Below are 16,291 nucleotides of genomic sequence, written 5' to 3'. Positions count from 1 at the left end.
CGGTGAAAGCAGCAGTGGGTCGATTTACGGGTTGTAAGGGAGCTGGCTACCAAAGTCCCATTACTTTCCACCATAAGCCGCCTACGGCAAACCAGATCACCAGGAACAACACGCTGATGAAAAAGCCATGTTTCCACCAATCTTTCATGTCTACATAGGTGCTGCCAAAAAAGATGGGGGCGGGTCCGTGGGCATAGTGGGTAAGCGATCCCATGAGGGTAGCGCAGGCACCCAGGAAAATTGCCAGCATAGTACCGGGTACGCCAACGGCGATCCCTACGGCCAAAAATACCGGGTACATGGCGGCTGCGTGTGCGGTGGCGCTTGCAAACATATAATGGCTATACGAATACACCAGGATGAGGATGGGGAAAGCGAACTGCCAGCTGAAATGGGCCATCTTGCCACCAATGAGCTGACCAAACCAACCTACAAAACCCAGGGAGTTGAGGTAGGAGCCCATCATCACGAGGGAGGAGAACCATACGATGGTGTCCCAGGCCCCTTTCTCGGCTTTCACGTCTTCCCAGGTCAGTACACCACAAAGCAACAGTATACAGAGACCAATTAGGGCACCGGTAGTAGCATCTATCGAGATCAGGTTACCAAAGATCCACAGCACCAGCAGGATGATAAACGTGGCCACCATGAGCCATTCTTGCAAGGTGACCGGGCCCATCTCTTTCAGCTTTTGCGCGGCCATCGCAGGTGCTTCTTTGGTATTCTTTATTTCGGGCGGATAGAATTTATAGAGGAACAGAGGCAATAGAAAGAAACATACGAGGCCGGGTAATAAAGCGGCCACAGCCCAGCTTCCCCAGGTGATCGTGATACCGAGGTCTTTGGCAAATTTTTGCGCCATGGGGTTGCTGGCAGTAGCGGTGAGGAACATGACGGAAGTGATCATGTTGGCATTGTAACTGCCGAGCGTAAGAAAGGCGCCGATGCGCCGGTGGGTTTCCGGTTTATCGGGAAACGAGCCCATGTTGACGGCAATGGATTTCATGATGGGAAAGATGACGCCGCCAGCGCGTGCTGTATTGCTGGGGATGGCAGGGGCCAGCAGCAGGTCGGCCGTATTGAGACCGTAGGCCAATCCCAAAGGTCCACGGCCAAAGATGCGGATAAAGTTGTAAGCCAGCCGGGTACCAAGCCCCGTTTTGATAAAGCCACGGGCAATGAAAAAAGCCAGCCCGATCAACCAGATGGTAGAGTTGCCAAAACCGCTGAGGGCTGCTGCCACAGCATGGGCGGGGTCACCAGGAGCCAGTACCTGGGTGGCGGCACAGGCGGTGATCCCAATCATAGCCATGGTGCCCATAGAGGCAGCTTTCAGGATGATGCCGAAGATGGTGCCGAGGAAAATGGCCAGCAGGTGCCAGGCATTGGGTTTTACGCCTTCCGGCGCGGGTATGAACCAGATAATGAGGGCTATGACGAGGGTGATGAGCAGTGCTTTGGGCCTTATTTCTTTCATACTGTTGGTTTAAAACCTGATCTGCAATTGTGCATATGCCAGGTTATTGCTATAAGCAGTCGTGTTCTCTACATCGTGTTTGTACATATCGATGGCTACACCGACCTGCAGGGCGGCGTAAAAATTATCGGCGAAAATGAGCGATACGTTGGGTATCACGGTCTGACGAGGATTGCTATTTTGTCGATGATTATCATCCAGCCATTCGTATCGGGAGGAGAATTCGATGGCCCGCACACGCGGATGTTTGTATTCATAACGCAGCGTAGGGAAGAAGTAAAAACCCTGCATACGGAACTCGCGCAGCGATGGGCGTGGTGTTTGGGTGCTGGCATTGTAAGCCAGGAAGTTGGAGCCAGATTTGTATTCCGCCATCAACAACAAGTGCCAGGCGGTTGACAGGTCGATTTTGGCAGTGAGATCGCCACCATACGCATTGCCGGTGGTACTGCCTCCCAGACTGCCGGTTCCCGCATTGGCGGCCACCGTGAAGTTGGGTAACGGTGTGGCTTCCAGGCGGGCATATAGGTTCTTTGTATTGTCGTCGTCGGTGATCTGGTTGCGGTTGTTGCCATTGTAGGCGCCGGCGAAATATTTGAGTTTACCATCTTTGGTGACGTCGCCAAAAAGCGAAAGGCCTATCTGGAAGCTCTGCCAGCCGTTACGGCCAAAGGCATAGTACTGGTTGGAAAAATCAAGCGTACGGATGATATCGGCAGCGATGGCATCTTCAATACCAAAGAACGGCCGGAACTGGCCTGCCTGTATATTGAAATGTTGGTTGAGTGCATATTTGATGTAGGCGTTTTCGAGCACTTTATTGGTGGGGGAGCTGTTGAATTCAGCGAGGTTGACGAGCACGTTTGCCGAAAAGTGGTCATTGATGTTGGCTTTGACCATCACACGGGCTCGCTTGACCAGGAAGGTGTTGCGTACACCTGCAGGGTCGGCGCCGGTATTGAAATGCTTACCGTTGACGTCAACATTGTTACGTAAAGAGGCTACAAACCGCGTTTGTAGTACCCCGGCAAATGACAGGGAGCGCTTGAAGGCCGAAAAATTAGTCATTGTGTCAACCGTGGTGAGGGAAGTTTGATCGGTCTGTTGTGCCTGCGTGTTGATACAGAGCAGTAGCGTGCTGGCTTTGACTAGAGTCCGGTATAGTCTCATGCAGTGTCGAACTTAATGGTTCTCATAAAATTATTGAATAATTGCTTACAAGAACCGCTTATGTTGAACGAAGATAGTGGGATGCGTACTAAATGTTGCACTGTTTTATAAATAGCCGGGAGAGGCTGTCTTAATTAATATGGTGTGTACAATTGTGCTATCGTATTGTTGAGTGGGGATACTGTTATGGTGTATAAAATAAGGGAGTCCCGCAAAAGCGGAACTCCGGGCACAAATAAAAAACTCTGATATGAAAAGAACCCCTTACTAAACTGATTGATTGGAAAAAAGTTTCACAGGGCACGGAGCCTTTAAACTAAAACATGAAAAGAAAAGTTTATGATCGGCCACTTCCAATGGCCTTGACAGAGCTTATGCGTTTGTGTTAGTTGCTGTATTGAAGTTACAAAGCTCGGATACGCATACAAAATAATGCAAGGAGTTTGGTGCTCAATCTTATAAAGAAAGGCAACGAGGCCTCAAGGTACCTAGGCATCAAGGGAAAGAAAATATCGAGGCTTCAACGCAAAGGGGGGGGCAAGGTATCGAGGCACCGTCGAGGTTAGCCGGATGGGCGCCGGATGTCATGAGTTCAGGTGGACCAATGGCGCTATAATTTTCCTTTAAAGACGGTAGCGGAGCCGGCGCCCATGCGTCGAATGGTGCGGATGGCTTCTTTTCGGGTAATGTCCAGGTGCCGGACCTTGTCTTTTTCTGCGTAGACGATTGCTCCATCCCGCAGGCTGGGGGCATTGGGTATAAAGACAACAAACAGGTTGTCGTTGACTGTTTCGATCAAAAAACCCAGCTGCCAGCCCGCATCTGTTTGTGCCAGCACTACCTGCAGATCGCTTGCGCCCTGCTCCTCTGTGAGCTGATCGCCCATAATCGTCTTCATCACCTCGTACCCAGGCAAGTGAACGAGGATGCCGGTTTCGATCTTTTTCAGAAAAGATCTGGCCACAGCTGTCCGGGCAAATAAGCCAGCGGCCAGGCACAGGAGCAGCAATAATATTACTGCCAGAATTTCATGAAATGCAATGCCTCCGACTGTCCATTGTTCGAGCGATTTCATCATGGGCTGAGTTATTTTTTGCAACAGGGTTACTGCTTTGCTGAAAACAATCAGCAGCAACACGAGCGGAGCCAAAAAGAAAAGCCCCCCTATGACGGTGGTACTGGCGACCTGTAATAGCTTTTTCATAGACGTTTGATATAAGTAAATGTATGATGGTAAAGGTCCCCTGCCTCCATTTATAAATGGAGGCAACTGAGGTGATTTGATTTATGTCAAAGCTTTTGCCTGGTTGTGGAAAATCAGCCCGTACTGGCGTTGTGGCCTTTCCGATATACCCATTTTCCCCGGCTGGTACAGGGATGGTTTAACGAACCTTAAGGGTTTTGTCTTATTAACTACACAGTGTTACTCGAACGTTACGCCTTTGTGTAAGTTTTTTAATCATGTTTAAAAAAAAGTAAAACACCATTATAGGATGCCTCATGTAATGGAATCCATGGAGATATTCTCAATTTTGGAAATGCTGCCAATAATTATAAAACAATGCTGCTTTCGGGTATTTTAATTAGGCTTGGGTATGCATAACATTGTAAATTGTTAGAGCATTAATCAACCAGCGACTCCCCGCGAATCCCATTGTGTAACACCAAAAATGTGAATTATGAAACAATCATTCGAACCATTAGACCAATCCAGCGGAAGATGCCCAGTTTTATCAACCTTATCCCCGTTTTATCAATCAGCCTTTCAAAACCTTCGACGCAGCGTACTGGCCAAATCGGTAACCTGCGGTAATCCATTCAGTAATTGCTGCCTTAGCGATTAAGCTCACAACAACATTGTTTAAACGAGCGCTCAGAATCGCCGTAGGAACAAAGAAGCAACTTCTCCTTCATTTATTTAAATGCCATTTAGTCAGTATTAACCCCATCCAGATTTAATGCGTGTACGGGTTGGTGATGCAGCGCGCGCATAGGCCAAACCGGACGTTTACCGATGTAGAAACATGCCTCGATAGCACCCTGACCGGAGTTATTGAAATCCATTCATTCTACGTAACATTAAATTTTTCACCATGCGTCACGATTTATTACAATACCTGTCATTCCAGGTTAAAAACGAAAGACCTGGCTACACTTATGAACTTTCATCAGACCGGATTGAGAACATTGAAGCACGATTACATCGTTTTATGCGTGAACAGAAGCCCTTTCTGCGGTTCGGGTATTCGATCCGGTGCCTGGCCGACGATATAGACATTCCTTCTTACCAACTTTCTGCCTATCTCAACCGCGAGATCGGTCTTAACTTCAACGATTACCTGAACCAGTTCAGGGTTCGTTATTGCGAAGAACTGATGCAGGGCGGGTTGGTCGGTCAGTTGAACCTGAAAGGTTTAGCCCTCAAATGCGGTTTCAGCAACCGCAACACACTAACGACTGCCTTTAAGAAATTCACCGGCTTTACCCCTTCGGTGTATACGCGTAATATTTTATCGTTCAGGCGACCTGTGGGCCTTGCCGGCTTGCGTGCCACGAGTGAGTAAGCCATGAAAAATTACCGGCGCGGCCCCTATGCTGTGCCGGTAATTTTCCAGCAGTTTTTCACTGGTAGTGTTACTTGTTGCTGCCGGCTTTACAGGGCATTGCTATGCTACTTCAGCCAGTTGCTGCCGAATACAATGTACCAGGCCCAGGTGTCGGGTCCCCGGGCGATATCGATGCCTACCCGCAGTTTAAACTTTCTTGCCAACAGGTAGCGAACACCGGTACCACCACTGTAGACCCAGGTTGCCGGACCAAATTCACTCCATTTGTCAAATGCCTTTCCGGTTCCGCCAAAGGCCATGACACTCCATCTGCTCACGATATCCCAGCGTAGTTCGGCTTCCGCCAGTATATCTGCATTACCCTGATAACGGTTGGCAGCTACCCCCCGCATATCTATATAAGGCAGCATGAAAAAAGGCGGATCGCTGATGGCCTGTTGTCCATCGATCCTTAGGCCGCCAATGAGGTTGTGTGTCAGTTTCGTATACATGTAGGTATAGTAATTGATCCGCCAGAAATCATAGTCGCTGCCGAAGATGTTGTCTGAGCATATTCCTTCTACATGGAACTTGATCCCTTTGTCGGGCGTGAAGACGTTATCACGGTTGTCGAGTTCAATCACTGCCCCCAGTTGGCTGATGATACTACTGAACTCCATTGGCTTGGCCAGGATGGCAAGGCTGGTGTCTCCCGCAAAGCTGATGTCTGTCTTCAGAAATAGGTATTTAAAACCGGCATACCAATGTGATCGGCCGATCCTTTTGGTGGCCTGCAAAATGGCGGGAATGGCCTTGATATTGAATTTCAATTCCTTTTCACCCAGCCGCTCGAAGGTGCGGAAGTAAGACATGTTGACGTTGCTGTATCCCCCGCCGATAATATATTTGATCCTGCTTTTAATGAGGGTGCCCGACCGGAAGCCAGCCAGCATCCATGTCTTATTGGCTGTGTAAGCGCCCATGCCACCGGTAATATCCGGCGCCACAGGCGTTCTTTGTACGTGACCATCCACGGAGTCGATATAGGGTGGCCTTTTCTTAATGAATACCGGGATCAGCGCCCCTCCGAATCCGCCGAGTGAGGGTTCAGTGATGATATAGGGAACCGGAACAAAGCCATTGGCGTCGATGATATAATCACTGAGGTCAAATTTTCCGTCCAGTGAATCCTTGAGCGATATACGCTTTTTCTGGGCTTCGAGGTGGGTGGCCAGGAGCAGTAGGCAGGTGGTGGTATACAATAATACCCGGTTGAATGGCTTCATGGCAGATCAATTTGTTGATGTTGATGGAGTGGGTGAGGGGGGGCGGGGCTTGCCGGTTCCGATGGGGATCGTTACATTGAACTGCCACATGCTGTTGCGCTGCGATCCGACTGTATTCTTCTGGACATCGGTGAGTCCGGCGTAGTAGCGGATGCCGACACCCATGCCACGGACTTCGCGTAGCCTATACAATACTCCCGCAGCCATGCCGATATCCAGCAGGGTGATGTCATCCCGTATATCGGTGGTGTAGGTCAGGTCATTATCGTTGACCTTGCCGTTGAAGATGTCTTTGGGCTGTACCAGCAGGTTGACCTGAGGCCCAAGCTCCGCAAACCATTTACCTTTTATCCGGTAGTGCATCAATACCGGCAAACTGAGTGATCCGATCTTCCGTTTGATATCCCCACCCTGAAAAAACTGATCGAGGCTGTCGTTGCCGGTTCCATACGGTGGTATTTTTCTCGCACCAAAGCCTCCTTTGGCCACGCCTTCCGGGTGAATAAACCACCGGTCACTGAGGCGGATGTTGAAATACAAACCAAGGTTTAGCCCTGCTTTGGCTTTGCCATCTATTCCACTTATATTGGTAAGGGACGGTCCCACGGTAAGGCCAAACTCCAGTTTGCCCGAATTGAGTTTATCGCCAAATAACAGGGCGATCAACACCTGGGAGCGGGCAGCCCGATGCATCATCATGAGCAGGCATAGTATGCAGAAGACCTTTAGCATATAGCATTATTTTCCAGTATTGAATCAATCCACTTTTTGGGGCAACGGTTGTTGCCAATTGCCGTTCATGACCTCTTGCCCCGGTCCGTATAACCTCAGTACATAGTTGAAAGGTCCTTGCTGTGGTGTTGGTAGCCAGTTTCCCTCCTTACCCGGGCCAGGCGACGTTGATTGCAGGTAAATGACGAGGGAACCATCCGGGTCTCGCTTCAGGGAAGGCGTGCGATCTCCGATTGAATAACGTCCGATCGGGTTTTTGACCAGGTATCGTTGTGGCAACACGTAGGCAGTTATGCTCCAAAAGAACTTAACAGGCGGTAGCTGGTTGCCTTGAAAACGCAAGGTGTAGCGGCGCTCACCGACCAACTGTTGTCCCTCCCGGTCCTTTAAGCTGCCAACATATACGGCTTCTTCTTTATTGTTGCCGTATAGGCCCATGGCGGCTGCGATGGCGCGCTTGAGGTAATTGTTGCCGAGTTCGGCCCTGCTACCAAACAGCCCGAGCGAACTGGTTGTTTGTGCAATGGCTGTTTCCATGTCCTTTTTGCCCAGTGTTATTCCCTCCCGGATCGCAGCGAGTGTTTCCTTTGAATAGTTGGTGCTATCGAATGGTTTTCCTGCTTCGATGCCCAATCGGGCAAACTGCGCTTTCAACTTTTCTTCACTGGGATCGGTTGAGCAGTATTGCAGCAATGCGTTGAGAACGCCGATGAATCCCGGAGCATTGTAGTCCGCTTCCTGCCAGGCGGGTAATGGCATGGGGTAATCCTTCTTTGCGGGAGCTGCCTGACCGGTATACTCGTGTAGTGGTATCAGTTTGTATTGCTGCTGAATAGCTTTGACCTTTTCAAGATCGGATGCGTCAGATAGTTGGGTTCGACCCAGTATCGTGACGAGGTTGGTTTCGGACTGCATGACACGTGTGATGCCTGCGGGCGTTTCGCCCTTCCATTGCGGCCCTGCAATGAGGTATTTACCGGGTCCGTTGCCGGTGGCCCTGGTGCCCACATAGGCAAAGTTGAAGGTGTACAGGTCGACTAACTGCATTACATAATACCGGTTGTCGGCGATGGCGGGTACCTCCAGAACAACTGGTTCTTCATCGGTCCTGACCACAGCCCAGGAGTACGGCGTATCGTTGTTGGGCGTGACCACCGCGGTATCGGTATCGGTAAAACTTTTAGCGTAATGTTTGAAACGATTGAAGCCACCTGCATAGTCTGAATATGATTTGTCGAGTGCGTAGAGATAGATCGACCTGTAGTTGTAAAACATCGGGTATCCATAGGTCCACGCCTCCCTGGCGATGGCCCTGGCCGAGTCGGGTGCAATCTCGATCGCGGCGTTGCTTGTGTTACGTTGCTGGCAACTCAGTAACAAGCCGATGAGGGCAATAGTAAAGCATATTTGTTTCATACTAAATGGTTATATTATTGAATGCCTACCTGCGACGAAAGCCGCCGCGACCTCCACCGAAGGAGGGGCGACTGTGTTGCTGAAAACGCTGAGTTTGTACCTGGCCCCGTTGCCGCGCTTGTGCAGCATGATCCAGTCCACGCATGGTGTGATCGCTGGTGCCGGTGGGTTGTTGCCAGCTGCCATGGTTGTACTGACTCCAGTTGCCCGTGCCATTTTTCCGGTATACATTGCCATCGTGGCCGGCATAGACCCCATTGTTGGTGTGCACCACGGTGTTACCTCGTGGTCCTGTGTTGATGGTCCCGTGCTGGCCGCTGGCTGTGCGGTATCCGAACGCTGTTCCGTTGGCGGTGGAGATATGCCCTGTTTGAACCCATTGATTGCCCCGTGAGGCTACCGAAGTGCCCCACTGTGCGTAGGCATTGTGGCCCTGCCGGGTAGCGCCATAGCCACCTGTCCATGGATTGTAGGTACTGGCGGCGGTACGGCCACCATACCAACCCTGCACGCTGGCTGACCGGCCGTAGCGCCCTGTAGCTGGATTGTACCAGGCTGCAGTGCGGGCAGCGCCATAAGGACCGTATATGGCCCTACCTGCCGCAAATCCTCCAGTCCAGGGATTGTATACGGCACCGATACCATAGGTCATGGGCCAGGGACGGTAAATAGGGTATAGCATCCCGGGCCCCCACCAGAGATAAGGAGGATAATACCACCCGGTACCAAAAGCTATACACGCGCCAATGGTCGCACCAAGGATAAACATGCCGAGATAGCCACTGGTATAGCTACTTTCCACGGTAGTTTCTGTGCTGTTGGTTTGCGTTACATAGGTCACATTATACACGGGCGAACCGGGTGGTATGGTGTAGATCTCATTGGGTACGGAGTCGGCGACCTTCCAGGGACCATTGGGCGTGGTGGACATAAACCAAACGGCCTGGAAACAGAGATAGTACAGATCGCCCACTTTAATCACTTTGTCCTGGGTGTTGGTGGCATATTGCAGGTCGGTTTTTTCGATGGGCTTAAACTGGGGGGCACCATCGTAACTCACTTTCGCTTTCGCTTCCACCTCCGCTTTGTTCACGATCGCCGTGGTAGGGATCTGTGCCAGCATCACGGCATCGGAGGCTTCTATGGTGCCGGGTACAGAGGCGAGCACATGGGCCTTGGTGGAAGTTGCCGGTATCTTTTTAAAATCGTCTGCCAGGGCGTCGCTGGCAAATGTCCAGGGACCATTGAAGCTGGCAGATTTGAACCACCGGCCAGAGAACAACACGTAATACGCTTTAGTGGCGTTGTCCACAAACAGATCATTGTCGGTATTGGCTACGTACAGTAATTGAGTGCCTGGAATGGTACTATATACCGGAGCTCCTTTTAATTGTATTAGTTCGGCGGGTTTGTTGCTAAAGAAGATCTGGGGGTTGTTGCCGGACGGGGCTGGCGGGGGGATGTATTTTTTGACCTCATCGAAGTTTTGACCAGCTGGTAGCTTACTCATGTCCTTCGGTATTGTTCGTGTGTATTTCCACGGCCCTTCCAGGTTGGTGGCGGTATACCAATTGCGGTTGATGAGCAGGTAGTAGTCTTTTTTCTTTTCCTGAAACAGGTCCCAGTTGGTATTGACGATAAATGTCAGGTTGGTTTTTTCAACCGGCGCGGGTACAGGATCTCCTTCCACGATCAATAATACTGCCGGTCCGGCACTATAATATATGGTGGGTGGATCATTGTTTAAGGGTACTCCCGGTGTTTGTTGCTGCTGTTGTTGCAGGTCGGCGAGGATGCGGTCGACCGCCACAGGATCACCACCAGAAGGTGCAAGCTGTTTGAACAGGTCTGACATCATTTGTACAGAATCGCCCTGTAGTGAAGGAAAGCGAACATCCGTATAGTTGACCGTTCTGAAAAAGGCGGTGCGTGTTTCTTTATCAACAAGGGTAGTGGCCTGCAGGGAGGCCACCCCCATCAGTGGGTTGCCCCCCTTAGGTACCAATGAAAATGCAAAACGACCGGATAATTCTTTGTAATCTTTCCAGGCATCGATCTGTGGCTGGTAGTAGGTGAGCGTTGCGCCGTTTTTTGATGCCAGCCTTGGCCAGCCGATATCCTGCACGTGATTGGCAGACTGGGCCATAGCGGTGGCCCGTAAAATGGTTACCAGTACAGCTAAACAATAGTAGCGTTTTGCATGATGCGTTTTCATGTTATTTCGTTGATGGTGAGTAACCGGTAATGGTTAGTTGCCGATATTATCCCACAGTTTGTCGAGGTCGGGATTGAGGATGATGTCGGTGCGCCTGTTTTTCGCCTTACCTGCGGCGGTGCTATTATCGGCGACAGGATTGTATTTACTTCGGCCGGCAGCGGTGAGGCGGGCAGGGTCTATCTTGTAGTCGTCCCTGAAGGCGCGGACCACGCCGTTCGCCCGCTCGGTGCTGAGGCTCCAGTTGTCCATACTCCCTTTTTTGAAAGGTGCGTCATCGGTGTTGCCTACAATCACGATTTTTAGATTGGGGTAATCGTCCAACACGCCGGCCAGAGAGCTGAGTGCTTTTTTACCCTCGGTGCCCAGGGCTGAACTGCCACTTTTGTACAGCAGGTTGTCTTCCATGCTGACATAAACATATCCGTTCTTGTAGTAAACATCCACCCCTTTGTTTTCAAAGTCCGCCAGTGCAGTTTCGATCTTCGTTTCCAGTTCCTGCAGGCTTCTTACCTGTTCGCGGAGCACGGCTTGTGTGACTTGCAGGCGTGATTGGGTGGCTTCGCATTCTGCCCTGTATTTGGCAAATGCATCAATCGCTACCTGTCTTTCATTGTTGAACTGCTGCAACTGCTGTTGCATCTGTGTGTTGGAGGCTTGCAGTTTACCGCGTTCGTCTTCAAGTTTATGAACATGCTCTGTAAGTCCCCTGCTTTCTTCTTCCATGGCTTTTATGCGTTTGGATGAAGAACAGGAACAAGTCAAGGCAATGACTACTGATGTGAAAATGAGTTTCATGATTGTAGATTTTGGTGATGGTGATGGGTGCTAATAGGAACGGACAGTTACTTACGTGGAGTTCCAAGGTTGTTGGTGGTCGTCGATTGGTGGACCAACATTTGCCACGGATGGATGGTTTAATTGTTTACGATAATGGGCAAGGTTGCGTTTAAATGCTTTAAGCTTTGGACGACCTGTGGTAGCGGCGGTATCCCGGACATCGTTGTGGTTAAACGCCATCGAGTTGATCGTCCCCCAGTCGTTTAGTAGGGTGTGCTGTTTTTGCTGTCGCCAATACTGTTTGCCCGTATCGGGCAGGTTGCTGCGTGTTGGCAGGTGATCCCACCAGGAATAGAAATGATGGATCAATTGCAGCGGTGTCGTGGATAAATGAAGCAGACGGCGGTACCAGTAGGTTTCCCTTTGATGATAGGCAGCACGCCAATTACGGATCTTTCTGATGGCGCGTATCAATAATCGGGTGGCCAGGTAAGTCACTACAATGGCAACCAGGGTATACAAGGCAAAATAATACCAGGGAATACCGAATATTTTATACGGCGTTTTTACAGTTGTAGTATGGATCTTTAGTGAGGTTGCCAGGCTGTCTTTAATAGTCGTCATCATGCCGAGGTCTGGATTGGGCACTACATGTATTTGTACAGCCGGGGCAGATTGTTGATAGCGGCGGCTGGTTAAAGGATTCCACCAATTGATCATTACGGGAGGTAGTTCAAAATCACCCGCTTTCTCCAGCAGGTAGGTGATGCTTTGCGTAAGGCGGCCGTTGGCATCATAATCATCCCGCTTGTCTTCCAGTTCAGGATCCTGCGGGTAGGTAGCGGCGAAGGCGGGTTCGTCATATTCGGGCACAGGAATGAATTGTGGTAAAGTGCCTTTGGCATCGATAACAATGGTTCTTTCGATGACGTCACCCACCTTTAGCTGGTGAAGCGACCGGTTCCAATGTTCTTGTACGTAAACGTTTTTAGCCACTAGCCAATTGCTGCCCTGCCATTGATCCGGCACGGGCTTTACGGTAAAAGTATGGGCAGACGTATGAATTTCTACTTTGGTCGCCGTCGAACTGCCTTTAGTCGGTGTGGTGGCAACGATATGAATGGGCGGGATGGTGAATTGTCCGGCCTGATAGGGAAATACAATGAAATAGAACTCGAGGCCGGCATATTGATCCCCCTTGATGTCATACATGCCCGGAATGGTTTGATCGAAAGGCAGGGTAAATGCATTGGGTATTTGCAGGTTGTCGAACTCAAGGGGATGGGTGAACCATGTCGCCGTTAGTACTTTGATGGTAACCTTGAAGGGCTGTTGTACATAGACCGTATTGCGATCTAGGCTGATTTGCGCAAAACAGCTTGTCTGACTCGAAGCAATATTCGTCAGTAATACGAGGAAGATTATCGTGGCTGCGTATCTCACCAGGTTTGTTTGCTTTTTGGTATGTGTTTGTAGTAGCGTTTTTGTTGTAGTTCAAACCGGCGGTGCAGGAACTCTGCAGGATCAGCTGCTACCTGCTGCATGATGATCTTGGTGGCGTCTGGTGGTTTTTGCTCCTGTTGGTTAACATCTTTGGGTGGCCATTTGGCCTCCTTGCCACGGTGTATGTCGGATGCAACCTCATCGGTAGCGCGGTTACCGAACCTGGGTAACTTCTTAACACGGGTATCCGAACTGAGCTGCTCGTCTTTGCCTTCCGGCTTATGGGTTTTAAGCGAATCTTGCTTCTCTTTCTCCTTGTCTTCTTTTAAGTCTTTGGCATTTTTGCTGGTGGAGGTAGTGGAGAGCTGCAGTACGCTGTCTGCGCGTTGTTGCGCTTTTTGTGTGCGGGCGAGGGAGTGGTGAACCTTGTCTTGCAGGGATGGGTCCCTGTCGGAGGCAATGCCGAAGGCCAGCCTGGCTTCGTTGTACCGGCCCAGGTGTACCAGGGCCAATCCTCGGTTGTAGCTGGCGGCGCCACTGCTGTCAAGCGACCAGAGATCGGCAGCGGCATTGAAGTTGCCCGCTTTGTAGAAGGCAACAGCTTTGCGGTTATCCTGCTCAAAACGATCTGCCGCCTCCGTGTATTGCTGCTGGTTGGCCAGTAACTGTCCCTGGTAGTCGCGGCTGTACCACCAGTCGGGGTGTTTGCTTTTCAGACCGCATGAGGTCAATAAACAACCTGTAATGGGTAACCAGCACCATTGAATGACCCATCCTTTGCGGAACGAGAACAGGGTGATGGCCAATACGGGGAAGAGCAACAACCAACCCTGATCATCCCAATCCTTATCGTCTTTGGTGGTATCTTTTTGAAAGACCAGTTTCTTGCTGATGCGTGCAGCGATGCTGCCCACATCGGTGGTGTCGAGGGTGAGCGGTGTAATGGTAATCGATGTATCCTGCCGCAGGTTGGCGAGGACAATAGCGTTCTGGGCAGATCGTACGTGGGGGTGGCCGGGCACTGTAGCACCGTTGGGCGTACTTAGTAGTAATACTTCTATATGATGGATTGAATTCCTCGAAAATTGGCTGAGCCGGGCAGCGTCGTCATTGGTCAGTTCATCGGTCATCAGGAGGATCGTGCTGGGTGCCTGTATACTTTTTAGCATGGTGTCTGCCACTTGCAGCAATAGGGGAAGGTTGCTGCCAGCTACCGGCATAATCCGGTTGGTAAGACTGACTGCGTGGTGCTTTATTAATTTGTAATCAGGCGTGAAAGGCAACACGGGATGCGCAGTGCCGGCAAAGGCGATCAGGCCAGCGCGGGCACGCGGATTGGCATCGAGAAAGTCACTGATCTTGAATTTGGCCCGTTCGAGGCGATTGGGTTGAATGTCGGAGGCCAGCATGGAGCGCGAACAATCGAGGGCAATCAATACGACAGCTTCGATCTTTTGACCGGGTATCTTTTTCTTTTCCCAGGCGGGGCCGGCAAGAGAGCAGATGCCGGTGGCGGATGCGATGAGGAAGAGCAGCAGCGGCAGCACAATGGCCCAGGGATTGTTGCGGGTGAACATAAATGGACGCAATACAGGTTGGATCAATTGTTTCCAGCGTTTGTGCTCCCGGTTGCCGGCCAGCAGTAAGACTGTCACAATTGCCACCGGTATGAATAAATAGAATGCATGGGGCCGCAGGAAATGAAATTGCTCCCAATCGATGTGTGTGATCATATGTTTCAGTTCGCTCCACATAGTCAACTCAGTTCCACCGGATAACCTGCACCAATCCATTGAGCAGGTGAAAGACCAATCCGAGCGCCAGTGCCCAGGCTAACGGGTACATATACAATAGTTTTACAGGTTTGTAGGTTTCTTCCTCAAACTGGATGGGTTGCAAACGGTCAAGGGCTTTGTAAACTTCTTTCAGCTGACCTTCATTCATCGCATTGAAATACTGACCACCTGTGATGTGGGCGATCTGTTGCAATGTTTTTTCGTCGAGGTCGTAGCCGCCGCTTCCTTTGGCTTTGCCAATACCCAGGGTGTAAATGATGATCGAATCTTTGCGCGCCTGCTGGGCTGCATCTAATGGTTGCAATTGCTGACCGGCGTCCAATCCATCGGTGAGGAGCAACATGATCTTTTGTTTGATGGTATCTTCCCGGAATATCTTTATGCTGAAGCCGATGGCTTCGCCAATGCTGGTCATTTGACCGGCCATGCCCACTTCTGTTTGATCGAGCAGCCAGTTAATGGCGCCGAGATCGGTGGTGAGGGGTGCCTGCAGGTAGGCGTGGGTGCCAAACATTACCAAACCAATCTGGTCACTTTGGCGGTGTTGTACAAAATCTTTCATGATGGTTTTCACGGCATCCCAGCGGGAGGTTCTTTTACCATGCAATACCCAATCTGTTTGCGCCATGCTGAAGGAGATGTCGGCAGCGATGAGAAAGCTGCGAACGGTTTTTACGCGCTTACCGGGTTGCCCAACATACCGGGGTGAAGCAGCGGCTCCCAATAGTAATATCCAGCAAAGGAAGAGGGTAGTCCAGTTAATCCAGCTTCTTCCGGTGATCCAGGCGCTTTGGGCAGGGCGTTGGCCCGATGCTTTCGCTGCCCGGTCAAAGAAGGGCACCAGGAGTGCCGCTCTTTTTTTTCGCCAGGCTGGCAGCAGCCAGTATACCAGCAAGGGCAGGGGTAACAGGAGGAATATCCATTTATAGGCTATCTCAAAATGCATAGTGGTGACGGTGGTGTTGAAGCCAGTTTTTTGAATGGGCCACGAAGTTGGCCGCGTCTGCAGTGTTGATTTTACGTTGTGGTTGATACAATACCTGTTGGAGCAGGTCCTGTTCCTGAACAGTGAATAGGCTTCGGTTCATTGTTTGGTTGAGCAGGTTTATCCAGGCGTCACCGCGAATAGCCGCTATGGGGCTGCGACCATATTGACGCATGGCCACCCGTTTCAGCAACATATTGGTTTCATATACCAATAAGGTAGTGTCGGACTGCTGTAGCTCCTGTTCCCGCAAACGCAGCCAGGCCAGCGCATGTCGGCGGTATTGATTACGCTGGTAGCGCCGGATGAATAGACCTGTAATGATCGCCAGCAACAGGATGACCGCAATGGCCAGAACATACCAGCCCGGTGCTCCAAAGCTGAAGGTGACAGGGGCGGGTTCTATCAGGCTTCCATAATCATCCATAGTCTTTGTATTTAATGA

13 protein-coding genes are annotated in these 16,291 nt (G+C 50.6%); 1 reads left to right on the top strand and 12 read right to left on the bottom strand.

The window, feature by feature from the left end; translation table 11 throughout:
• Positions 1-46 precede the first annotated feature (46 nt).
• The 3 genes from P2W70_RS22705 to P2W70_RS22695 all read right to left on the bottom strand — a co-directional run bounded on the left by P2W70_RS22705 (position 47) and on the right by P2W70_RS22695 (position 3,851).
• Entirely contained in the window at positions 47-1,477 is a 1,431-nt protein-coding gene (locus tag P2W70_RS22705) for an anion permease (RefSeq protein WP_276483824.1), read from the bottom strand.
• Positions 1,478-1,486: 9 nt separating this feature from the next.
• On the bottom strand, positions 1,487-2,647 hold the full coding sequence (locus tag P2W70_RS22700; RefSeq protein ID WP_276483823.1) for a porin: 1,161 nt from the start codon (positions 2,645-2,647) through the stop codon (positions 1,487-1,489).
• A gap of 610 nt (positions 2,648-3,257) precedes the next feature.
• On the bottom strand, positions 3,258-3,851 hold the full coding sequence (locus P2W70_RS22695) for a DUF502 domain-containing protein (RefSeq protein WP_276483822.1): 594 nt from the start codon (positions 3,849-3,851) through the stop codon (positions 3,258-3,260).
• A gap of 889 nt (positions 3,852-4,740) precedes the next feature.
• On the opposite strand from P2W70_RS22695, the gene P2W70_RS22690 reads away from it, so the two are divergent.
• On the top strand, positions 4,741-5,211 hold the full coding sequence (locus P2W70_RS22690) for a helix-turn-helix domain-containing protein (RefSeq protein ID WP_276483821.1): 471 nt from the start codon (positions 4,741-4,743) through the stop codon (positions 5,209-5,211).
• Between the two features lie 107 nt (positions 5,212-5,318).
• On the opposite strand, the gene P2W70_RS22685 is transcribed toward P2W70_RS22690, so the two are convergent.
• From P2W70_RS22685 to P2W70_RS22645, 9 genes are read right to left on the bottom strand one after another with little or no spacing between them, the layout of a single operon-like run.
• Positions 5,319-6,479, bottom strand: a complete 1,161-nt coding sequence (locus P2W70_RS22685) for a BamA/TamA family outer membrane protein (RefSeq protein WP_276483820.1) — start codon at positions 6,477-6,479, stop codon at positions 5,319-5,321.
• Positions 6,480-6,485: 6 nt separating this feature from the next.
• Positions 6,486-7,211: a porin family protein gene (locus tag P2W70_RS22680; protein ID WP_276483819.1), complete on the bottom strand. Its 726-nt coding sequence runs from the start codon at positions 7,209-7,211 to the stop codon at positions 6,486-6,488.
• Positions 7,212-7,235: 24 nt separating this feature from the next.
• Positions 7,236-8,627 carry a DUF1254 domain-containing protein gene (locus P2W70_RS22675; protein ID WP_276483818.1) on the bottom strand — a complete coding sequence of 464 codons (1,392 nt, stop codon included), beginning with the start codon at positions 8,625-8,627 and terminating at the stop codon, positions 7,236-7,238.
• 25 nt (positions 8,628-8,652) lie between these two features.
• Positions 8,653-10,842, bottom strand: coding sequence for a hypothetical protein (locus P2W70_RS22670; protein ID WP_276483817.1), 2,190 nt, complete (start codon positions 10,840-10,842; stop codon positions 8,653-8,655).
• 33 nt (positions 10,843-10,875) lie between these two features.
• A complete protein-coding gene (locus tag P2W70_RS22665) occupies positions 10,876-11,640 on the bottom strand; it encodes an OmpA/MotB family protein (RefSeq protein ID WP_276483816.1) in 765 nt (254 codons plus the stop codon).
• Positions 11,641-11,691: 51 nt separating this feature from the next.
• Complete coding sequence (locus P2W70_RS22660; RefSeq protein ID WP_276483815.1) at positions 11,692-13,065, bottom strand: BatD family protein; 1,374 nt, start codon at positions 13,063-13,065, stop codon at positions 11,692-11,694.
• Positions 13,062-14,798 carry a VWA domain-containing protein gene (locus P2W70_RS22655; protein ID WP_276483814.1) on the bottom strand — a complete coding sequence of 579 codons (1,737 nt, stop codon included), beginning with the start codon at positions 14,796-14,798 and terminating at the stop codon, positions 13,062-13,064. The genes P2W70_RS22660 and P2W70_RS22655 overlap by 4 nt, the downstream gene beginning before the upstream one ends.
• Positions 14,799-14,826: 28 nt before the next feature.
• Positions 14,827-15,807 (bottom strand): VWA domain-containing protein, encoded by a 981-nt coding sequence (locus tag P2W70_RS22650; protein WP_276483813.1) that lies wholly within the window; start codon positions 15,805-15,807, stop codon positions 14,827-14,829.
• A complete protein-coding gene (locus P2W70_RS22645; protein WP_276483812.1) occupies positions 15,797-16,273 on the bottom strand; it encodes a DUF4381 domain-containing protein in 477 nt (158 codons plus the stop codon). The genes P2W70_RS22650 and P2W70_RS22645 overlap by 11 nt, the downstream gene beginning before the upstream one ends.
• Positions 16,274-16,291 lie beyond the last annotated feature (18 nt).

Origin of the sequence: Paraflavitalea pollutisoli (assembly GCF_029360705.1) — a bacterium.
GTDB classification, from domain to species: Bacteria; Bacteroidota; Bacteroidia; order Chitinophagales; family Chitinophagaceae; genus Paraflavitalea; species Paraflavitalea pollutisoli.
The sequence above is the reverse complement of the archived record's forward strand: the minus strand, read 5'-3'. Positions and strand labels throughout refer to the sequence as shown.